Annotated in this window: 15 protein-coding genes and 1 riboswitch; of the genes, 2 read left to right on the top strand and 13 right to left on the bottom strand. The window is 40.5% G+C overall.

Annotation, left to right across the window (positions count from 1 at the left end; genetic code table 11):
- Window positions 1-774: 774 nt before the first annotated feature.
- The 13 genes from KJS58_RS24050 to bcp form a co-directional block, all read right to left on the bottom strand.
- Window positions 775-2,142, bottom strand: a complete 1,368-nt coding sequence (locus KJS58_RS24050) for an NCS2 family permease (RefSeq protein WP_213536154.1) — start codon at window positions 2,140-2,142, stop codon at window positions 775-777.
- 171 nt (window positions 2,143-2,313) lie between these two features.
- A riboswitch (purine riboswitch) is annotated at window positions 2,314-2,413 on the bottom strand.
- Between the two features lie 279 nt (window positions 2,414-2,692).
- The gene (locus tag KJS58_RS24045) at window positions 2,693-4,351 is read right to left on the bottom strand and encodes a DUF262 domain-containing protein (RefSeq protein ID WP_213536152.1); all 1,659 of its coding nucleotides are present in this window, start codon (window positions 4,349-4,351) and stop codon (window positions 2,693-2,695) included.
- A gap of 313 nt (window positions 4,352-4,664) precedes the next feature.
- Complete coding sequence (locus KJS58_RS24040; RefSeq protein WP_213536150.1) at window positions 4,665-5,405, bottom strand: GntR family transcriptional regulator; 741 nt, start codon at window positions 5,403-5,405, stop codon at window positions 4,665-4,667.
- Between the two features lie 251 nt (window positions 5,406-5,656).
- The gene (deoB, locus tag KJS58_RS24035) at window positions 5,657-6,835 is read right to left on the bottom strand and encodes a phosphopentomutase (protein ID WP_213536148.1); all 1,179 of its coding nucleotides are present in this window, start codon (window positions 6,833-6,835) and stop codon (window positions 5,657-5,659) included.
- A gap of 14 nt (window positions 6,836-6,849) precedes the next feature.
- Entirely contained in the window at window positions 6,850-8,244 is a 1,395-nt protein-coding gene (locus KJS58_RS24030) for an MFS transporter (protein ID WP_213536147.1), read from the bottom strand.
- A gap of 209 nt (window positions 8,245-8,453) precedes the next feature.
- Window positions 8,454-9,164, bottom strand: a complete 711-nt coding sequence (gene deoD / locus KJS58_RS24025) for a purine-nucleoside phosphorylase (RefSeq protein WP_213536158.1) — start codon at window positions 9,162-9,164, stop codon at window positions 8,454-8,456.
- 408 nt (window positions 9,165-9,572) lie between these two features.
- Window positions 9,573-11,111: a glutamine-hydrolyzing GMP synthase gene (guaA, locus tag KJS58_RS24020; protein WP_213536145.1), complete on the bottom strand. Its 1,539-nt coding sequence runs from the start codon at window positions 11,109-11,111 to the stop codon at window positions 9,573-9,575.
- Between the two features lie 162 nt (window positions 11,112-11,273).
- Complete coding sequence (locus KJS58_RS24015; RefSeq protein WP_213536143.1) at window positions 11,274-13,547, bottom strand: transglutaminase-like domain-containing protein; 2,274 nt, start codon at window positions 13,545-13,547, stop codon at window positions 11,274-11,276.
- Window positions 13,548-13,569: 22 nt separating this feature from the next.
- A complete protein-coding gene (locus tag KJS58_RS24010; protein ID WP_213536142.1) occupies window positions 13,570-14,790 on the bottom strand; it encodes a DUF58 domain-containing protein in 1,221 nt (406 codons plus the stop codon).
- Between the two features lie 4 nt (window positions 14,791-14,794).
- Window positions 14,795-15,763: an AAA family ATPase gene (locus tag KJS58_RS24005; protein ID WP_213536140.1), complete on the bottom strand. Its 969-nt coding sequence runs from the start codon at window positions 15,761-15,763 to the stop codon at window positions 14,795-14,797.
- Between the two features lie 164 nt (window positions 15,764-15,927).
- Window positions 15,928-16,758: a TerC family protein gene (locus tag KJS58_RS24000; RefSeq protein WP_213536138.1), complete on the bottom strand. Its 831-nt coding sequence runs from the start codon at window positions 16,756-16,758 to the stop codon at window positions 15,928-15,930.
- A 335-nt stretch (window positions 16,759-17,093) separates the two neighbouring features.
- Window positions 17,094-18,467: a polysaccharide deacetylase family protein gene (locus tag KJS58_RS23995; RefSeq protein ID WP_213536132.1), complete on the bottom strand. Its 1,374-nt coding sequence runs from the start codon at window positions 18,465-18,467 to the stop codon at window positions 17,094-17,096.
- Between the two features lie 250 nt (window positions 18,468-18,717).
- A complete protein-coding gene (bcp, locus tag KJS58_RS23990) occupies window positions 18,718-19,182 on the bottom strand; it encodes a thioredoxin-dependent thiol peroxidase (protein ID WP_213536130.1) in 465 nt (154 codons plus the stop codon).
- Between the two features lie 192 nt (window positions 19,183-19,374).
- On the opposite strand from bcp, the gene KJS58_RS23985 reads away from it, so the two are divergent.
- Together KJS58_RS23985 and KJS58_RS23980 are read left to right on the top strand one after the other, a co-directional pair.
- Window positions 19,375-20,388 carry an LCP family protein gene (locus tag KJS58_RS23985; protein ID WP_213536128.1) on the top strand — a complete coding sequence of 338 codons (1,014 nt, stop codon included), beginning with the start codon at window positions 19,375-19,377 and terminating at the stop codon, window positions 20,386-20,388.
- A 148-nt stretch (window positions 20,389-20,536) separates the two neighbouring features.
- A complete protein-coding gene (locus KJS58_RS23980; RefSeq protein WP_283771332.1) occupies window positions 20,537-21,853 on the top strand; it encodes a glutamate-1-semialdehyde 2,1-aminomutase in 1,317 nt (438 codons plus the stop codon).
- The last annotated feature ends 165 nt before the right edge of the window (window positions 21,854-22,018 follow it).

Raw genomic sequence — 22,018 nt, 5'->3', positions numbered from 1 at the left:
ATGTATTAGGCACGCCGCCAGCGTTCGTCCTGAGCCAGGATCAAACTCTCCAATAAAGTTATTGAAAAGAGCGATAAGCTCATTTAGAAAATGCTGACGAGAACTTAAAGTTCTCTATTCAATTTGTATGACCAACAAATTGAATTTGTATTAATTCACTCACGAGTTTTACTTACGTAAAACTCCTCGTTGTTCAGTTTTCAAAGATCAATCCCGCTAACAACTCTCGTCGTTAGCAACTTTTATATCATATCATGTCCGGTTCAGAGTGTCAAGCTTTTTTTCTCGAAGTTTTTTAACTTCATTTATGAAGCTTGTTATTCAGTGTGTTGCTTACTGGCTAACTTCTTGGCCGGAATTAGAATATACCATGCTGAGAAATAGAATGCAACCCTTTTTTTATAAAAAAGTCGCTAGATTTATCTCTACTCTATTATTAGAGGTGAAAATATATAGAAGCTAAGCTCCCCAAACTCTCACTGTTCAGTTTTGTGAGTCCAATCTCTCAAAACACAGACATGTAATTTTATCTACACCGTTTGTGATAGACCAAAATTCCATGATCGCTGTTTCGGTGAAACAGCTTTACTTAGCGAAACTTTTGAATGGCGAACGACTTTTGGCGAATGCCAACCGGAGTGAGTTAGTCAAAAATGAGCAGATAGTAATACATCTTTTGTCTTCTCCTATTCCTTCTATATAGAAGAAACAAAAGAAGCCTTACTCCGAAGAGCAAGGCTTTTCTATATGAACTACTATTATATATGTTTTATTTTACTCCGAGCCGATGAAAATGTATCTTGCCAGAACAATGGCGAACAAGATCCACATCAGCCAATGAATTTTCACCTTACGGCTTGTAGCTAGAGAAGAGAATGAAGCAAGAACAACGTAAGAGATAATTCCAAGTGAAATACCATTAGCAATACTGTTCGTAAATGGCATCATAACAATCGTTAAAAATGCAGGGAATGCTTGAAGGAAATCATCCCAATCAATATTACGAACTTGACTCATCATCAGCACACCCACAATGATCAGAGCAGGTGCTGTAGCTGCCGAAGGTACAACCAGTGCTAGAGGAGCGATGAATAAAGCTAGAAGGAACATGATCCCCGTTGTTACCGAAGTCAGTCCTGTACGTCCTCCCGCTTCAACACCAGCCGAACTTTCTACAAATGCTGTAATCGTACTTGTACCAAGCACAGCCCCTGCGCTTACGCCAGCCGCATCAACAAGCATTGCTTTTCCGACAATCTTCTCACCCTTCTCCTTATCTTTCATTAGACCCATCCGTGTAGATGTTCCAACAAGGGTGCCAAATGTATCAAACAACTCTACAAAAGTAAAAACAAAAATAATTTCGAACAAACCAAGTTTTAGAGCACCCATGATATCCAGCTGCCCTACTGCAAGCCCACTAAAAGAAGGAATCCAATTCGAACCGCTGAGACCGCTGAGATCAGTCACTCCCATTGGAATACCAATAATAGTAGTAACTACGATCCCGATAAGCATAGCACCTTTCACATTCAGTACCATAAGGATCGCAATAATAAGTAATCCAATCAGGGTAAGAAGAACATCTGCATGTGTCAGGTTACCAAAAGCAAGACTGAAACTTCCTCCTGCAACGGGTTGTGATATATCTGTATTAGCGTTCACATTTGCTACAACTAAATTACTTAATTTTAGTCCAACTACGGCTACGAATAATCCAATACCTACGGTTATTGCTGTTTTTAAACTATCTGGTACAGCAACTAGGAGTTTTTGTCGAATCTTTGTTACCGTCAGCAGAATAAATACTAGACCTGAGATAAAGACGGCACCCAGCGCAGCCTGCCATGTAATCATACCGTTCGAGCTCAGTACAACCGTCATAAAATATGCATTAAGACCCATACCCGGAGCAAGAGCAATCGGAACATTTACAAAAAGACCCATTACGATCGTCATCAGACCAGCGCCCACCGCTGTTGCAAAAAATACGGCATTATCTGGTATACCTGCTCCACTTTCACCTAAAAAGATCGTGTTTACTATCAGAATGTACGCCATGGTCATAAACGTGGTTAAACCTGCAATAATCTCTGTTCTGACATTTGTTCCGCGTTCCTTTAATTTAAAGAAACTCTCCATAATCCGAATATTCCCCCTTAGAGATAAGTCGAATAAACTTCAAAACGACAAAAAGCCCTTCAAAGAAATTGATCTTCAAGGGCTAACGCTAAAAAAGATACGCAGGAATCTCAAAAGTTTCAGCTTCTTGTTGTTGAATCCAGATGCTTAGAAACCCTTAATTTGTCATCCCATTGCATTATCTTTTTTCGTAGCCAGATCATTATGGTGATCTCGTAGAAACTCTCAGGCCAATCCCCGAGATTATACGAAAAAGCATGTGTTTATTCGTTTTTCATTTTTTATTCTAGGAGGGATAGATCATATTGTCAATACAAAAAGCGAATGTTAATACCTAACCATGCGTGTAACGTTCGTATATTACATTTTTGCGAAAGTACTGAAAATCATTCATCATTTTTCATGAAACTAATTTATGTGACGTATGAATAAAAATAGAACTAAAAAAAGCCCCTATATTTTAGGGACTTTTATATAACTCTAGAAACCTATAAAGGTAATCGTATTAATAGGACAACCAATCTAAGACCCAAGCTTTAAATTTAGCAAATCAAAATTTCCACACTTCTTTTGCCATAAGAAACAACTCTTTTTGTCGCTCCTCAATTCGTGTTGGCGTCCATTCATTGGATGTACAAAGTTTGCTTGTCATTACGATAGCTGATTTTTTATATGTTTTCTTCTTCTCATCAAACCCTTTATTTTTAATAGCTGTATTGTACTCATCCGCTAACAGTGTAAGGTTCCCTATTCTATGAAGGTACTTCTGATGAAGATCCTCATGTACTTTCCACGTTCCCAATTTCTTAGGCATGATATGTTCTAAATGTATGTCTTTATTACTCGGATTAATTAACGTTTCTTTTTGAGAATAATCATTTATTCTTCTAAGAATAAATTTGGCAACAGGGGCTTTTTTTATAGTACAGATTAAGAAATGGTTCTCGAATTCATCATCACTCAGCATTTCACTTTTCAACTCTTGAACAATCTCTGAAAATGACATGTGCTGTGCTGAAATTTTTTTAGCTAATTTCGCAAATAATAGTTCGTAGCGATTAGCTACTTTTCCCGCAATTACGCAGTTCCTGACAATGAAACTTTCAATTGCTTCCATCACATTTCTAATTTCCATTTCACTGTATGAACTATTTGCCATCGCAATAAGTACTGGATAATACGTACTAGCATTCAGCAACTTTAAATTTTCCAAATGCTTTTCTATATGTTTATCCTCAAAATATGCTTCATTATTAGGATCAACTAGCACTTTATAAACACCAATACTATTCACTAATACATCGGTAAATTCTAAGCACTCTTTTGGAGTTGTTATGACAGCTTTCAAATTTTTATAAAGCTCTTTCTCTCTAGTAAAATCAAATTTAGAATTCCAAATTGTTCTGATAAACTTTGTTAAATCAATACCTTCCGCATTTCTTTGCATTTTTAACCACTGATTTTTCACATCGTCAATTAAATTACCAGCTGTTTTAAATAAATGGTTTTTCAACAGATCGGAAGTTTCTAATTCCTTCCCTCTTGCATTCAGTGTCTCAAAAATAATAAATGCTTCATTCATATCGTCTGTTTCAACACACATTAGATTAAACCTATCTTTAAATCCAGTATAATAATCAACTAGCTTATTATATTTATCCTCATCATTCAAATTCGCAATTTTATCTGATAGTTCCTCATATAAAAATTCATACGCTTGTTTTATTCGCTTATGGGATGCTTCAGTTACATCATCATTTACGGGGAGGCCACGCTGAATAAAGTCTCTAAAAAATACATGATCTACTTTTCCTAAGTGGAACTGAAGTTCATTCTCTTCTTCACTCCAGCGCCCAATGATTTTCAATCGAATATCTTCTACTTTATTTCTTGCCCCATCTTTTTTTGTCTCCGTATAAATCTTCTCAAATAAATCTCTAATTACGGCCAAATAAATAATAGATGTTGAACTGCGTTGTTGACCATCGATGATATACTTCTTTTTATCTTCTTGATCATCATGCACTACGATTTGTCCAAAAAAGTGACTATCCCTTTTATTCTCAACTAAGTCCTCTAGATCCATCCAAAAATCTTTGACTTGTTCATCTTCTTCCCACGAATATTCGCGTTGATAATCTGGAATATAAAATTTGTCACTTATTAAAAATTGTCCAACAGAATAAAAATTAAATTTCTTAATAGACATAAAACCCCGCCATTTCTGCAAGTTTCTAATTACTCATGATGTTGTTATAGAGTTATAGTACCACCCTGGTATTTCTTGATTCAATTTATATATAGGAATGCCTACTATTCTGTTTCAATAGCAAAAACTCTCTTTCTTTTGCTGAACAAAGCAAATAAAAGAGAGTTTTTTATTACTCTTCAAATTACTACATACGGCGACAGTGTCAGGCTCCCAATGAATGAAAGTCCTAATCATATAACTTCGTTAAGGCGCGTTAGCTGATCATCTTACCAAGAATGGACTTTCCTGTGTTTTTTGTGAACTTATATTTTCATTTAAATGTATTTAATTTAATATTCGAAAATTGCTGCGGTATATAAAATTTATTATACATCAATGGAGGATCTGCCTCCGTTTTATTGTAAAGGGCTTCTAGCAGTAAAAAGCATTCATTTTGTCCTATTAATTTATCTTTCCGATTAGCCAAATTAACCGTATGTGTATATTTTATTTCAATATTTCCATGGTTAGCGATTCCATAGGCCTCATTCTCTAGAAATTCTAGTAGCCGCTCCTTATTATTAAGGTCCAGAGATAAGCTTTCTACTGTTTGCATGGACATGAAAGTGAAGGCATAAGCAAGTAAATCGCCTCCCTTTCTATACAAACGTTCTAAAGCCACTACAGCAGATGAATCCCTCTTTAAAACTTGTTTCGTATGCTCCGTTTCCGGATCTAATCGATAATGTAAGTCTATTTGGTCAAATGTACTTATATGGCATTTATGCATGGGATTACTTAGTTTTTCTAATTGAACATCCTCTTGTTTATAAGAAGATTCTAGTACAAAGTTTCCTTTGCCGCGTATATTTCTTACTAATCCATCATCTTGCAAAAGGACTAAAGCTTGTCTTAACGTTGCACGGCTAACCCCTAGTTTTCTAGCTAAATCCGGTTCTGAAGGAAGCTGACTTCCTGCCTGGTATTCTCCTTTCGTAATCTGAAGGAGAAGCTCGTCATATACAGTTATATAGAGTGGCCGTTTTAATTTATCTAGTTTATTTGTATTCATTAAAGTTGTGTCCTTTACTGTAAATTCAAACTATTAATTAACTCGTTTTAATGGCCGAACATTGACAAGAGATGGATAAAAGTAAAGGGAAGTAGGAGATTCTCCCTTAGCTTCCCTAGGTTAATCAATATTATAATTAACTCATTATGACATATCACTTTCTAGACGACAAGGAATGTCATTTTCTTCTCCAAATATAGCATACAAACCTCCAAAAAAAAGGTTTTTGGAGGTTTATACAAAGTAATCACTTATTTAAGAAATTGTAAGAAAGACTCACCGTAATCTGGCATATGAACATCAAAATTATCTGCTATGGTTGCACCAATATCAGCAAATGTATCATTTTCAGGTAATTTTCCACTATCCTTTAATTGCTTGGAATATACCAAGACAGGAATGAACTCACGAGTATGGTCTGTGCCAGGGAATGTTGGATCATTTCCATGGTCAGCTGTAATAATTAGCAAATCATCTTCTCGAAGTGAGTCGAATACTTCATCTAATCGCTTATCAAATTCCTCTAGTGCTTTTCCATAACCTTCTGGATCACGGCGATGACCGTATAAGGCATCGAAATCAACTAGATTCAAAAAGCTCATTCCAGTGAAATCTTTTTTCATGACTTCCAGCAGTTTATCCATACCATCCATATTGTCTTTCGTACGAATGGATTCCGTAACTCCTTCACCATCGAAGATATCATTGATCTTTCCAATGGCGATTACATCATAGCCTCCATCTTGCAGACTATTCATGACGGTTTTATTAAATGGTTTTAATGCATAGTCATGACGGTTAGATGTTCTCGTAAAGTTCCCTGGTTCACCTACATAAGGTCTTGCGATGATCCGACCGATTAAATAAGCAGGGTCTTTTGTGATCTCCCGTACCTTTTCGCAAATATCATATAACTCTTCGAGTGGAATGATTTCTTCATGAGCTGCAATTTGCAGAACCGGGTCAGCAGATGTATACACAATCAGATCCCCTGTTTTCATTTGATGTTCGCCATATTCATCAATAATGGCTGTTCCACTTGCAGGCTTATTCGCAACTACTTTTCGTCCAGTTACCTCTTCAATCTGTTTGATTAATTCGTCTGGGAATCCATTTGGATACACATTAAATGGTTTATCAATATTAAGACCCATGATTTCCCAGTGACCTGTCATTGTATCTTTGCCGACTGATTTCTCTTGTAATTTCGTGTAATAGGCAAGAGGTTTATCGGCTTTTGGCACACCTAAGATTTCTTCAATATTGGACAGACCCAATCTAGCTAAGTTAGGCAGATTTAATCCGTTCATATGTTCGGCAATGTGTAAGAGAGTGTGGGAACCAACATCATTAAAATCTGCTGCATCTTTTCCTTCTCCAATTCCCACAGAATCCATTACGACCAAATGCACACGTTTAAATTTTTTCATTTAACTCGCTTCCTTTATCTAGTTTCTTGAGTGTGGCTCTCTGATTTACGACCCAACAAAATCCAAAACAATACGATAGCCAGTACCGCAATTACCGCAAGAACAGCAACGATACTACTATAGTTTAATGCCGTTCCTTCCTCTGTTACAAATCTCAAAAATCCAAATTGTAAATCTTTCTTATCGATCAATAGAGCTGAGTATGTGAAACCAACGGACATTGCGATATTGATGCACAAATTGTAGAAACCTAAAGCCGTACCCGATTTTTCTGTTGGCACTTTTTTAATAGCAATATCAATAAGTGGTGCATATAGCAGTGCAAAGCTACAAGAGAATAAAATAAGCGATACAACAAATACGGCGATGGACATTTTAATAAAGAAGACACCAAGTAATAAACTAATAATAATTAAACTAATCGCTAAGTAAACACATTGCTTACTATCTAAAAATTTTCCTATTTTACCAGATAGAGCTCCAACACCTGCTGCTAGTAGACATGCTGGTATGAACAGTAGGGAGACTTTATCCAGATGGATATCATATACAGATGTTAGCAGGAACGACAACGTATTCAGTGCATAAGCAGCGTATAGAGAGTTAAGAATAAACGCCACAACTAATCCAAATAGAAATTGTTTGTTTTTAAAGAAATCAATTGTAATAAAAGCATTTTTATTTTTGCTGATATAAAGTAAGAATACAATCACAGCTGCAATAAAGAGGATGAAAAGTCCCCAGTTGAAAGAAGACATATACAGCATGATTGAAGTAGCAATCACTGCGACGATAATAAGACCTAAGAAGTCTACATTATTTTTCTTTTTCTCTTCTTTTGGCAAATTCTTAAGAATGAATGGCAGTAATATAATGCTAAGCAGCGGAATTAGGAACAAGTTCTGCCATGCCAGATAAGTCGCAACAAACCCGCCGGTTAATGTACCAATAACCGTAGCAAGCTGGAAGCTGCTTGTACTAAATCCCATATACTTTTTCTGTTCTTGTTCGGTTGCATATTTAGTAATAAACACCAAATACAGCGTTTCTGTCGCACCTAAACCGGCAGACTGAATAATTCTAGAAAAAACGATCAACCAATAATTCTCATGTGTAATATAACCGAGTAAAGAACCTACACAAATTAATAAAATACCTACCGTTAGTAGATTTCGTATACTGATCGAGTCAGATAGAGATGAATACACAACTGCACCGATACCAATCACTAAACCTGAAAGCGTTACTTGCCAGCTTACCGTACTTGCGGATACACCAAAATAATCAACTAGGTCTGGGGAGATGATCTTAAATGAGTTATCGATAACGATGGAAAAGATCATTAAAAGTAATATAACCGGAACGATTTTCCCCATGTTGACTACCGGTTTTCCAACTGAACTATTCATAATATACCTCCAAGTATCTCATGCTGCATAAACAAAGATGTTATAATAGCGCTTACATTATCTGCATAAAAGCAAACTTTTTCATTTAATTAACTATCTTACTTAGCATTTGATTAAGTATTTCACTATTTAAAGCTTCCTTCACTCACAACCAAACCGTAAAGTGAAGGAGGCTTATTTATATTTTTAGATGGTTCAAAAAGAACCGTTTACGCTAACTCTAATGCAATCTCCATCATGTTCGTAAATGCAGTTTGGCGTTCCTCTGGAGTCGTTTGTGCTCCTGTAATAAGGTGATCACTCACCGTTAGAATACAAAGCGCATTTACACCTGCTTTAATCGCATTCCAGTAAAGTGCTACAGATTCCATTTCAACGGCCATGATTCCAACGTCACGCCATTTTTGATTTGCTGTTGGATCTGCATTATAGAAAATTTCACTTGATAAAATATTACCAATATGAACTTTTTGACCTTTATCATCTGCGATTTTCTTCGCTTTTTCTAAAAGTTCAAAGGAAGCAGTTAATGGAAATTGTCCTGGTAAGTTAAATTGATGACCATAATTGGAATCTGTTGCAGCTCCCATACCAAAAATAACATCATATAGCTCGATGTCTTTTTGCATCGCACCACAAGTACCAATTCGAATTAAATTCTTAACCCCGAATACATTGATTAATTCCCAAGAATAAATCCCCATACTCGCTGGTCCCATTCCCGTACCCATTACAGATATTTTTTTCCCTTTGTAAGTACCGGTATACCCGAGCATTCCTCTTACTTCGTTAAAGCATTTGTAATCTTCCAAAAAGGTTTCAGCAATAAACTTGGCTCTTAGAGGGTCTCCAGGTAACAGAATCGTTTCAGCTATTTCTACTCCATTTGGTTTAATATGAGGGGTTTCTTTGGTAGTCATCATTTTCTTTTGCTCCTTTATAGATAATTATGCTGGTTAGAACAACATGTCTAACATGTCTAACTTGTATGTTTTTTATACAAGTTCAATTTATCATAACTTTTCATTCCTTGCAAGCACTTTCATAAAAGTTGTTTTGTCAATGTGAAACTTCTCACATATTTAAAATACTCATGATAGATCCGTGTAAAATGGTATCTTCACAACCAGTCATTACACGAAGAATCATCATGAGCTACTCACCTTTTTATCATAAACAGAATTCGTAGTGCTTATACTTTTATCCCTAAGCTTGACCAAAAATGTCCATTATACAGAAACTTGTATGGCAAGTTGTACACAAAAAAAACCTTCTACTTGCTGTATAAGCAAATAGAAGGTTTTGATTTTTATAAAAATGTTCCTATCCTATTCCCACTCGATCGTTGCAGGCGGTTTAGAAGTTACATCATAAACGATACGGTTTACGTTATCTACTTCGTTAACGATACGAACAGAGATTTTCTCTAACACATCCCAAGGGATACGTGCCCAGTCTGCTGTCATACCGTCGATGGATGTTACTGCACGAATACCTACGGTATAGGAATACGTACGAGCATCGCCCATAACCCCTACACTCTTCATGTTAGGAAGAGCGGTGAAGTACTGCCAAATTTCACGGCCAAGACCTGCTTTAATGATCTCTTCACGCAAAATGTAGTCAGAGTCACGAACAATCTTCAGTTTCTCTTCCGTTACTTCACCAAGTACACGGATCGCTAGACCCGGTCCTGGGAATGGCTGACGCCATACGATCTCTTCTGGCAATCCACATTCTTCACCGACTTTACGAACTTCGTCTTTGAAGAGTGCGTTCAGCGGCTCAATAAGTTCAAACTTCATGTTCTCAGGAAGTCCACCGACATTGTGGTGAGATTTGATTGTTTGCGCTGTAGCTGTACCACTTTCTACGATATCTGTATAAAGGGTTCCTTGTGCCAAGAATGTGAAATCATCAAATTTGCTGGATTCTTCTTCAAATACGTAAATAAATTCGTTACCGATAATTTTACGTTTTTGTTCTGGATCATCTACTCCAGCAAGCTTGGACATAAAGCGTTCACGAGCATCAATTTTAACCACTTTCATATCGAATTTACCTACGAAAGTTTCCATTACGCTCTCTGCTTCTCCTTTACGAAGAAGACCGTGGTCGATAAACATACAAGTAAGTTGATCACCGATTGCTCTGTGAAGCAGTGCTGCTACTACAGAAGAATCAACGCCGCCACTGAGGGCACAAAGCACTTTTTTGTCGCCAACTTGTTCACGGATTTCATTGATTTTATCTTCGATGAAAGTCTCCATGCTCCAGTTGCCTTCGCAACCGCACACGTTATATAGGAAGTTACGGATCATATCATTACCATTCAAAGAATGGCGTACTTCTGGATGGAACTGAACTGCATAAAATTTACGTTCTGGATGGCTCATTGCTGCAATCGGAGCACTTTCTGTTCCCGCATCAAGTTTAAAACCTGTAGGCAAGGAAACAACGTGATCTCCATGACTCATCCATACCGTTTGATTCAATTCAAGACCTGCTACAAGATCAGATCCTTCGTTAAACAAAACATCTGCTTTACCATACTCACGTTTGTGAGCACGTTCTACTTTACCATCTAATTGCTGGGCCATCATCTGCATACCATAGCAAATACCGAAAATTGGCAATCCCAGGTCATAAACAGCAGGGTCTACATGCGGTGCATTCTCAGCGTATACACTGGATGGTCCACCGGAGAATACGATACCTTTTGGTGCAAGTTCACGTATCTTCTCTGCAGGTGTGTTATATGGAAGCAACTCGCTGTATACTCCGAGATCGCGGATTCTTCTTGCGATTAGTTGGTTATACTGTCCCCCGAAATCTAGAACAACAACAATTTCATTTGGCTTTATCATTACCGTGCCTCCCTCAATTCAATGAGATTAATTATACTTGCCGACAAAACCTGACGTCAAGGAAAGCTCGCTTTCTTCTTATTAATAAAATTTTGTAAGAAAATGTATGTTATAAAAGGGGGTCATACCTCCAACTCTACATATTACTTTTAAGGGAATTATTCACAAAATTTTAGCCATCCGCAAGCAGCACTGTAAAAAAGCGATGCTCTCTCCTCGGGAAGGACCTGCCGGGCTATAGACCATCGTTTCCCAGTCTTTGGCGAACTGCCGCACTTCCTCACGCAGGGTGTCCTCTTCCACAGGCAGCCCTGCGATATATTCCCGCAGTGTAATTCCGCTGGCCCGCTCACCGTAACGCTTAGCGAGCATGTCCCAAACGGGAGCACCTATGTGAAGCAGGCGCTCTCGGTCTGGAAAGGTCCGGCGCGGCCAAATCATCCGAAGCCGGAGCTGTATGACCGGGCCGTAAACACGTCCCGCTGTAATCACTGCTGCGAGCAGCAGCATCGCTGCAGCAGCCCATGCAAGTATATTCGGCTGAGCAACGCTTCTTAGCCCTGTCTGAAAGAGAGTCATCAACTGACTCAGATCGATTTCAAACCCGCCATTCTTCATAGGCCCCGGTGCCGGTTCATCCGCAGCAGATGCAGCTTGCAGTTCAGAGGCCGGATCAAAGCCCGGTGTTGCTTCAAATGGAAACCAGCCGGCCCCCGGGAAATACACTTCTACCCAGGAGTGTGCATCCCCTTGAGTAACCGTATACTTGTCCGGCTGCTGTTCATCTCGCTGACCTGGAGCAAACCCCTGCACATATCTCGCAGGAATCCCTTTACTCCGCAGGAGAATAACCATGGCTGAAGAAAAATAATTACAATACCCTTTCTTGGTTACAAACAGAAAATCATCCACAAAATCTTGATCTACTGCCGGAACACGAGTATTCAGTGTGTACGTGTAGTTCGATTTTAAATACTTCGATACAGCCATGACCGCGTCATAACGCGTATTTGTATCACCAGTTATTGAATTCGCCAGCTTCGTGACCCTTGCAGGTAAACTAGATGGAAGCTGAAGATCCGTCTTCTGGATCGAAGCGGGATCTTCTCCCACCGCTTTACGAAGCACCGTTTTGTCTTGTACAGGAATCAGTACATCCATACTATAATGCTGAATCGGCTGTGCTTTTTGCTTATCATCAAATCTTACATTCCCCGAAGATATATCGCTCCATATGTAAGGAAAGGCAGACTCATTACCACTTTCTGTTAATCCACTTTCCTTCTTTGTACCGTCTCCCATACTATCTCCGAACGATAATCGCAGAGGAACTCCTCCCACAAAAATATCAGATCCGCCCTTAGCAGGTTCCTTAAGGCTAATTGTCTGTTTCACGATTTGAAAATACGGATTCTCTTCAATCTCGTCCTCTCTGAGTCTCTGTTCAGTACTGATGTATTCAAAGGATTGACCTGCCGATTCATTCAGCTTCCAGCTTCTCCCGTCGTAGATACTTCGAGATTGCCCCCTCCAGTAAGTTGGAATAGGAGTTATTGCCGTAAAATATACGGCATTACTCTGAACAAGCGGAGCTCCCATGTCTCTCCCCGCCGGATCATAACCTGTCGTTGAAAAAGCAGGTACTGCATTCGTATCAGTATCAGGACTCGTCCACTCAGAGATCTTATCCCACATCTTTGTCAGCACTTCTTTATTTTCTGATTTCGCAGGAATTGCAGAAGCAATGGACGATGTCATCATCGTCGTTAAAAGCACTGTCGCAATCGCTGTACCAGCCCAAATTAGATGCGATTTTTTATCCTTTACCAGCACTTTTGCTGTCCCTAATAATCTTGGCAATTGCAATAGGGATTGTACTAACAGAAAACAACAAACCGTACGTATCATCCCGCCTGGGGAATAGATACCGCTCAGCATTTCCATGCAGAGTAAATAGACCATCGTAACCACACCAAACAGAAGCACGGTCCGAAGCTGAATAGCCAGCATTTGAACGGAGGTCACAAAAAGCGTCCATCCGATCACAACGAAGACCGCTCTTGTTTCTTCACTCACATTCCGAAAATGCCCCGATCTCCCCCAGCTTGCGATATCGCTTTGAAGCGTATAGACATAATTAAATACCCAGCTCTCTCCTGCAGATGGGGCCAGCATCCACCATAAAAAAAACAGAGCACAACCTGCTCTCATAAAAACCATGTATTTTAGAGGAATATGCAGACTGCCGACCAGAAGGAGCACTGCCGTAAGGAGGAACATGATCCTCATCGAAGCAGTAATGTCGGGCTGCTCTCCGAAGCCAGCGGGCATGAGCCAATCCATAAACATGATATATAACAAAAAAGAGATGCCGACACGGTATAACCAAGGTTCGATATATCCTTTTCCCTTCCCATTTAGATCTGTTGTCTCCACCCGTGTTCCTCCTCCCCATACTTTAGACAATCTCAGAAAAAGAAGCGATCGTCTTCACACGAATCTGTTCCTTCTCTAGCTCTGCCGCTAACGAGTTTCCTTTGATTTGATGTGTTTTATTTTCCTGTTTCCAATCTGTCATTTCATAGAATCGAACACGTACTCCTTGTGTATTCAGCTCCCTAGCCAGCTTCGAATTTTGCTCATTTAAACTACCGGTGACCATATATACTTCTGACCCTGCGGGTAAGGAGACATCCAGCGTATTTCGTAACCTTTCTCCTGGTTCCAACTGCGCTAAAAAATCCAACTGATGGAGCATTTTATCGGTAGAAAATACGGCTTCACTCGTGTTAATATCCCCTTGGAACACTGCTCTCCCCGATTGGACAACATAGGTGGCTACTAAAGGCGTTATCCCCTTGTTATATGCATTTCTTAATATGGTTGCACAAAGTGAGATTGCCGAATCATAGGCCTTCCATGACAGTTCATTTCCTTGATCTTTCCCCTTATGCATATAGGAATCTGTTCCATTATATAGAAGAAGATATATTTTATTAGCAGCACTTTTTTCTGGAATACGAACTTGGAGTTTTCCTTTTCTTGCAGAGCTTTTCCAGTGTATAGAACGAAATCCGTCACGAGGGGTATACTCCCTCACTTCATACCCTTTCCACTCTTCTACCACACTGTTTCGGGTATGCTGCTGATGTAGAGATTCTCCGTAACCTTCTTCTAATCCCGGAAGACTTCGGTGGAAGGAAGGATGCACAATCAGTTCTCCCGGCACATGCACACGTCTGCTGCATGTAAACCAGCCGAATGCATCTCCCCATGTGATTTTACAGTGTTCATAAGCATACACTCCTCGGTGTACTGCTTTTAGATGATAAGAATAAGAACATTCATAGCTGCGTTTGCGAGGAAAAATAATATGAGTATGTTTGAAAGGAGCGGCCTCTTCTTCAATCTTTAACCACAATAAAGGGACCCAGCTATTTATGGTGACATTAATTCTAACTTCCGCTCTCTCTCCTGCTGTCACTCTGCCGGGCTGAAATTCTCTTGCAATGTGAACATGCCGAGGACCGATAAACTGAGCTAACAAGCCGTAACAGGTCAAGATCATACAAGATACCAACAGGAATAGCAGAGTCTCTCCGCCTTGAATCTGGTATAGAGAAAACAGAAGACCCGTAAGTAAAATCATAATCAGCGGACTGATCATGGTTCTCCACATAGACTCACCCCCTCATTCTTGAGGACTGTACGGGAATAGGGATGTGCTGCAACAAGTCCGTTACGCTACGCTCGGCATCGGAAGATTGCACAATCTCATATCGAGTACGAATCCGGTGAGTTAAGACAGGCAAGGCAACTTCTTTCAAATCATCAGGAATGACATAAGTTCGGCCATTCAGATAGGCGGCTGCTTGAGAAGCGATCATCCATGCAAGACTTCCTCTCGGGCTGATCCCGAGTAAAAGGTCTTTATGTGTGCGTGATGCAGCAGCAAATTCAGCAATGTATTTTTTGATAACAGGATCTACAAAGACGCCAGAAACTTCACGCTGCATCTTAACAAGTTCTTCCGCTAACATGACAGGTTTTATGAAAGAACGAGAACCTGACTCCTGCCGATTCATGATCTCAACCTCCTCATCAATACCAGGGTATCCAAGACTTAACTTCATAAGAAAACGATCGAGCTGAGCTTCCGGAAGACGATAAGTGCCTTCAAATTGCAACGGGTTCTGAGTAGCCATCAGTAGGAAAGGCCTCGGTAATGCATAAGTCACCCCATCCACCGTAACACTCTTCTCTTCCATCGCTTCAAGCAGTGCTGACTGGGTTCTAGGAGAAGCACGGTTGATCTCATCCCCAAGCACAATGTTTGCCATAACCGGACCCGGACGGTATTCAAACTCCCCCGTCATCGGTTTATATACAGAGGTTCCTGTCACATCAGAAGGCATGACATCAGACGTAAACTGAATTCGTCCAAAACTCGCAGAAAGGCAGGAAGCCAGTGTTCGAATCAGCTTTGTTTTCCCCGTACCTGGCACGTCTTCTAGCAGCACATGTCCTCCCGACAGCATCGCGATGAGAATGAATCGGACTTCTTTCCGTTTTCCTACAATGACGCTCTCTACTCGCTCAATCACTCTCTCAAGCAGCCCTGCAGCATATTCACTAGACTTCATATATTCCATGTCTAAATCCCTCCTATATCCACAGTATCACTCGTTTTTTCATCTACTCTATTTCTACTCTATGTTTGCTAGTATTCCCCTCACATAGAGTAAATAGACATCGGAATTCAAAACAAAAAAGCCTGGAGAGAATCTCCAGACTTTACTATAAGCATGATATTCGATTACTTGGATGTGTCTGTATCTTTTGCAGGCTGTTGTTCTTCGACTTCTTTGATCGCATTCTCATCATCGGTAACTTCTACCTTAGACGAAAGGAACCATCCAAGTGCAGCAATCGCTACAAGAACAAAATAGAATGAGATTTTCCAAATGCTATTATGCGGGAAGTGAGAATCGATTAAGCCAACATCAGGATGCGCTAGAGTAATCACGGCAAGTTTAACCCCTACCCAACCTACGATAAGGAATGCCGCAACTTCGAGGCCCGGACGTTGTTGCAGGAGCTTCACGAAGAAGGTTGCTGCAAAACGCATAATGATGAGTCCGATAAATCCGCCGAGGAAGATGACAATGAACTGCCCTCCGTCCAAACCGCCGATGTTCGGAAGTCCACTTGGAGGTAGTGCAACAGCCAAAGCAACAGCTGCCAGAATAGAATCCACAGCGAAAGCAATATCCGCAACTTCTACTTTAAATACGGTCATCCAGAAGCCAGATTGTTTCTTGGCCTTTTTCGGTGAATCTTGTGCCTCATCTGTCTTTGTCTTTCCTTTAAGGAAATGCTTGACGGTGTGGTTAATGGAAATGTACAGGAGATAGATCGCACCGAGCGCCTGTACCTGCCAAACGTCGACCAAGAAGGAGATCAGGAACAAGGACCCGAGCCTGAAGAAAAACGCCCCAACTAGACCATAGAACAAAGCTTTCTTACGTTTTTCTTCTGGTAAATGTTTTACCATAATGGCAAGGACTAGCGCATTATCTGCGGCAAGCAGCCCTTCTAGTACAATGAGTACAAGAAGTACCCAGCCATACTCTAAGAATAAATCCATAAAAACATCCTCCTAAAATAATAAAATAAAAAGAGACCTTGCCGGCTTGGCAAAGGTCTCCAACAAAAAAAGAGACCTCTACCACAGAGTGTGGTAAAGGTCTCGCTAACAACGAATGGTTGCCAACAAAGCCGGGGATTTTCTCCCGAACTGACGACTTTGCTGTAACAGCTACTCCCCTTTAATCACGTTCCTGCTTAACTGATATGATGATCAGCCAAACCGTGTAATAAACATATAAAAATCAAAGCTCATAGTCAAGAAATATTTATAAAACTCTTCTAGCTCAAGTGGCAGCATTCATCTTCCCTATATCACTGAACCCAATACGCAGACTAGCTCGCTTTTATGATAAGTTCAGCTTGATTTCGATCGATGGACTTGATCTTATAATCTGCGGCGGAAAGAAAATCTCGAAGAGAAACCCATAGGGAACCTGACTTCATCTCTACACGGCCTTCTATCGAGTCAAGCAGTTGCTGTGCTGGATTCACTGTAATTTCATTCCCAGCCCATTTAGCCGTTGCGTACCGATCCGTACTGTTCCACTTCACTGTACCTCCATATCGCTCCACAAGAACTCGAAGCGGAACAAGAAGTTCGCCTTGCTCTTCCTGATATTCACCAGGCGCAAGCTTTGTCACAAGTTTCCCTGCTTCAATCACAAGTGAAGGCCCTGTATCAAATAGAGCAGCATTTTCAGTGATATGATTATTTATCCATTCTTTGCTTGGCTGAATCATTTTTTCTTTAGAATTTTGCTTTTTCACTTGAAACTGAACGGGTTTCTCCGCAGGATTCAGGCCTCTAAATTCATAATTTTGCGCTTGGTAATATTCAATGATGGCAGGTAACGCTTTTACCGTCTCCGCATGACTCCCTCCATCATGTAGTAATACGATTCGATCACCACTCACTGCTGACTTTGTTGCATTCTTTATAATTTCCTCAGCAGGTACATCTTTTTTAAGCGAATCTCCACTATCCACATTCCAGTCGGTAACCACATAACCTGCTTGTTTCATGAGTTCGAAATAAGTGGCATCAAAATGACCATAGGTTCCCCCGGGAGCACGAACAAGCTGCGGTCGTTCTCCTGTGATACGCTTAACCGCTTCCTCTGTTTGCTTAATCTGTTTCCAAAAGTCAGGAAAAGAGCTGTACAGCTTATCATATTTATGGTCATAAGTATGATTCCCAATGACATATCCTTTTTCATGCATACGATTAATTAATTCAGGATACACTTCGACTTGCTTTCCTAATACGAAGAACGTAGCAGAAACTTCATATTCATCAAGAATATCCAGAACGGCTTCCGTATATTTCCCCGGCCCGTCATCAAATGTTAAATACACTTTGTTTGCTGCTGTTTTTGCTGCTGGAGCTGTTACTTTTTTCGAACTAGGTTGAACGATATCTGCTTCTTGTTTTTGGGCAGTCAAAGAAGTCGAATTTACTGGTTGCGTATGGACGGCCTGTTCTAGATTCGAGTGAATGGCAGCATTCGTTACTACCGTATGTACAACTTTTGATACTGTTTCTATTCTCGCAGGGTTCACTTCATTATCTATAAACACGGCTTGAGAATTCACAACGTTTGATAAAAAAACTTTATCCGTGAGAGCAACCGCTAAAAGAATGATAAAACCTGCGATTACTGTATAACTGAATTTTTTCCATCTGTTTTGTTTACTTATTCTTCTCATATCGCTTCGCCCCCATGATCTTTATATGAATTGTTCATAGATTTTAAGATTTATATATTCAGTCTATGAGTGTTTCTTATAAAAAAGACTACTTTTGAGTGCTTTAAAACGGAGATTTATAGGTGGATATTTTTTGAATTTCAAGCGTTTCACTTTTTCCTGTTAGGGTTGATGAATGAGTAAGCAAATAAAAAACCGACTCCTAAAGAGCCGGTCCTGATGTTCTAACACACGTACTTTATCTCACAGACTACATTTGTTTAATATACTCCAGTGCTTCTTCTATATGGCCTTTCACTTTCACTTTTCGCCATTCTTTCGTAAGTATGCCTTGTTCATCAATGACAAATGTCGAACGTACAATGCCCATGTATTCTTTACCGTACATTTTTTTGAGCTGCCACACACCATACAATTCAGCAACCTTATGATCCTCGTCCGATAATAGAATGAACGGCAGATTGTACTTCGCAATAAACTTCTCATGTTGTTTTATGGAATCTCCACTTACTCCTATGATTACTGTATTTAACGCTTCAAATGAGGTGTGTTCATCCCGAAATTGGCACGCTTCATCTGTACAGCCCGCTGTCATGTCTTTGGGATAGAAATATAATATGACTCGCTTTCCGCGAAAATCAGACAGCTTCAAAAGCTGATCTCCAGCGCCCCTTAGAACAAAATCTGGTGCTTCAGAACCGATCTTTATACTCATGATGTCAGTCTCCTTTAAAGTTACTGTATTTCTATCAATTGATTGTCTCCATAAAAAAAATTATAATGGAAGTTGTCGAATGAAATTTGTGTTAATTCATCCAAAATTATACCATACTACTTTTACGCAGGCAGTCAAACGGCCAGAGCCCTAACTGGCTTCATTCCATAAGATGGAAAGGAAGAACGTTACATGAACAGGAAGACGAAACGAACCGTATGGATGGTTCTCGCAGTAATCGTTGTTACTGCCGCCTTACTCGCAGTTTATTATTTTACTTCTGTTGTTAACGAACTACAAGATTTGAACAAAGAAGGAGAGAATTCTCCTTTTTACAACGTAGAGAAGGTAGATCAGGAAATCACCCCCGATCCCCCAAAATGGGAAGGTAAGGAACCTGTTAACATCCTGCTTATGGGCGTAGATGCCAGAGGTCTGACAGAAGGGGAGATCCCTCGCTCAGATACCATGCTTGTAGCCTCCCTAAACCCGGTCAGCAAAAAAATATCGCTTTTTTCTCTCCTGCGCGATACATATACAGACATCCCTGGATACGGAAGAGATCGAATTAATACGGCAATTACCCATGGTCCTAATGTAGCTATGCAGGCAGCCGGTGATCTGCTGGGGATTCCAATCCAGTACTATATATATACCGATTTCCAAGGCTTTATTGAACTCGTTGACGCTGTTGGGGGCGTTGAGTTTGAAGTCGAAAAAGATATGAAGTATACAAGCAAAGCAGATAAGCATGAGTATGATATTGATCTCAAGCAAGGAATGCAGCATCTCGATGGTGAAAAGGCACTCATGTATGTACGATTCCGGCATGACGCCTTGTCCGATTTCTCTCGTACAGAACGTCAGCGTGAACTCTTGAAAGCCATTGCGGATAAGATGCAAACAACAACTTCTATAGCTAAACTGCCTTCCATTCTTAATGAAGTAAATCCTTACATTGATACCAACCTAACTCTTAACGACATGTGGAAGCTGGCCTCTGTGGGCTATCAGAGCAGCATGCAAGGGAGCGAACAAGTTCCTCCTATGAAGCTTCTGGTCGAGGAGCGAATCGGCGGCGCTGCTGTTCTTACCGTTAGAGATAAGGATGAGCTGAAATCATACGTTCAAGAAGTCCTTCATCCTCAGGTAACCGAGCCAGATAGCAAATCCACGATAGATAAGTCAGCCAGTGGAGAAGAATAATACGCAGACTCTTCCTAAGAGCTATGGTTTCACAAAAAGGAAATGTTATAATAGATTTAAACTTGGTAAGGGCAGCAGATCGCTGCCCTTTTACATTGTACATACCATACCCTTGTGGTGACTTGCTTCAAAGAAAGGATGAATACAAATGAATCGTTCCAAATCGGAGCAGTACTATGCAGAAGCACTTGAACATATTGTCGGCGGTGTAAACAGCCCTTCTCGTTCGTTCAAAGCAGTAGGCGGCGGAGCGCCTGTCTTTATGAAACGCGGACAAGGTGCTTATTTTTACGATGAAGATGATAACAAATATATTGATTACCTTGCGGCATACGGACCAATCATTACGGGTCATGCTCACCCGCACATCACCAAAGCGATTACAGAAGCAGCTTCCAATGGTACGCTACTCGGTACTCCTACCGTGCTCGAAATCAAATTAGCAAAAATGCTAAAAGAAGCGATCCCTTCCATGGATAAGGTTCGTTTTGTGAACTCAGGTACCGAAGCGGTCATGACCACTATCCGGGTAGCGCGCGCTTATACGAAACGTAATAAGATCATTAAATTTGCGGGTAACTACCACGGCCATTCGGACCTGGTCCTTGTAGCGGCAGGCTCTGGCCCTTCTACTCTTGGCATACCAGACAGTGCAGGGATTCCTGCAAGTATTGCACAAGAAGTGATCACCGTTCCTTACAACGATCTGAGCGGACTTGAAGAAGCACTGCAAAAATGGGGTCATGATGTAGCTGCCGTCATGGTAGAACCGATTGTCGGTAATTTTGGAATGGTTATGCCAAAACCAGGCTTCCTCGAAGGCCTCTGCAAGCTGGCACATGATCACGGGGCACTCGTTATCTATGATGAGGTCATCACCGCATTCCGATTCCACTATGGTTCGACGCAAACCTATGCAGGGCTTGAAAACCATGACCTTATTAAGCCTGACCTTACGGCTCTTGGTAAAATCATCGGCGGCGGTCTTCCCATCGGCGCTTACGGCGGTTCAAAAGAAGTTATGGAACAAGTGGCTCCGCTTGGACCTGCTTATCAAGCAGGCACTATGGCAGGGAATCCAGCTTCCATCTCGGCAGGTATTGCATGCCTTGAGGTGCTTTCCCAGCCAGGAGTATACGAAGAGATGGAACGTCTCACCATTAAATTAACAGAGGGAATCCAGGCAGCAGCAGATCGCCATGGAATTCCACTGACAATTAACCGGGTTCGCGGCTCATTCTCCACTCATTTCTGCGATCATCCGGTAACGGATTATGAAGAAGCTCAGGATACGGATGGAGAAGCATTTGCTTCCTTCTTCCAACATATGCTGAACCGTGGAGTACACCTTGCACCTTCCAAATACGAAGCTTGGTTCCTGACAACGGAACATACGGATGCAGATATCGAAGCTACGATTGCAGCTGCTGATTCTTCATTTGAAGCCATGGCTAAAGAAAAATAAATTAACAACGTTAAAGAACCGCCCTTCAGTCGATCTGGTGAACTGCACCCCAAATGTTAGACATCAACTAACATTGGAGGTGCAGTTTTTATATGGCTAAGTTTAGTTCAGATGAAAAATTACAAGCAGTTATGCGCTATCAAAATGGATCGGAAGGTATAAAAT

It is taken from the genome of Paenibacillus sp. J45TS6, from assembly GCF_018403285.1.
Classification (GTDB): Bacteria; Bacillota; Bacilli; order Paenibacillales; family Paenibacillaceae; genus Paenibacillus.
The sequence above is the reverse complement of the archived record's forward strand: the minus strand, read 5'-3'. Positions and strand labels throughout refer to the sequence as shown.

Coding starts and splice junctions, on each gene's coding strand:
- KJS58_RS23980 (WP_283771332.1), top strand. CDS start 20,537: ATGAATCGTTCCAAATCGGAGCAGTACTATGCAGAAGCACTTGAACAT.
- KJS58_RS24000 (WP_213536138.1), bottom strand. CDS start 16,758: ATGGATTTATTCTTAGAGTATGGCTGGGTACTTCTTGTACTCATTGTA.
- deoB (WP_213536148.1), bottom strand. CDS start 6,835: ATGAAAAAATTTAAACGTGTGCATTTGGTCGTAATGGATTCTGTGGGA.
- KJS58_RS24005 (WP_213536140.1), bottom strand. CDS start 15,763: ATGGAATATATGAAGTCTAGTGAATATGCTGCAGGGCTGCTTGAGAGA.
- deoD (WP_213536158.1), bottom strand. CDS start 9,164: ATGACTACCAAAGAAACCCCTCATATTAAACCAAATGGAGTAGAAATA.
- KJS58_RS24010 (WP_213536142.1), bottom strand. CDS start 14,790: ATGTGGAGAACCATGATCAGTCCGCTGATTATGATTTTACTTACGGGT.
- guaA (WP_213536145.1), bottom strand. CDS start 11,111: ATGATAAAGCCAAATGAAATTGTTGTTGTTCTAGATTTCGGGGGACAG.
- KJS58_RS24030 (WP_213536147.1), bottom strand. CDS start 8,244: ATGAATAGTTCAGTTGGAAAACCGGTAGTCAACATGGGGAAAATCGTT.
- bcp (WP_213536130.1), bottom strand. CDS start 19,182: ATGAGTATAAAGATCGGTTCTGAAGCACCAGATTTTGTTCTAAGGGGC.
- KJS58_RS23985 (WP_213536128.1), top strand. CDS start 19,375: ATGAACAGGAAGACGAAACGAACCGTATGGATGGTTCTCGCAGTAATC.
- KJS58_RS23995 (WP_213536132.1), bottom strand. CDS start 18,467: ATGAGAAGAATAAGTAAACAAAACAGATGGAAAAAATTCAGTTATACA.
- KJS58_RS24040 (WP_213536150.1), bottom strand. CDS start 5,405: ATGAATACAAATAAACTAGATAAATTAAAACGGCCACTCTATATAACT.
- KJS58_RS24045 (WP_213536152.1), bottom strand. CDS start 4,351: ATGTCTATTAAGAAATTTAATTTTTATTCTGTTGGACAATTTTTAATA.
- KJS58_RS24050 (WP_213536154.1), bottom strand. CDS start 2,142: ATGGAGAGTTTCTTTAAATTAAAGGAACGCGGAACAAATGTCAGAACA.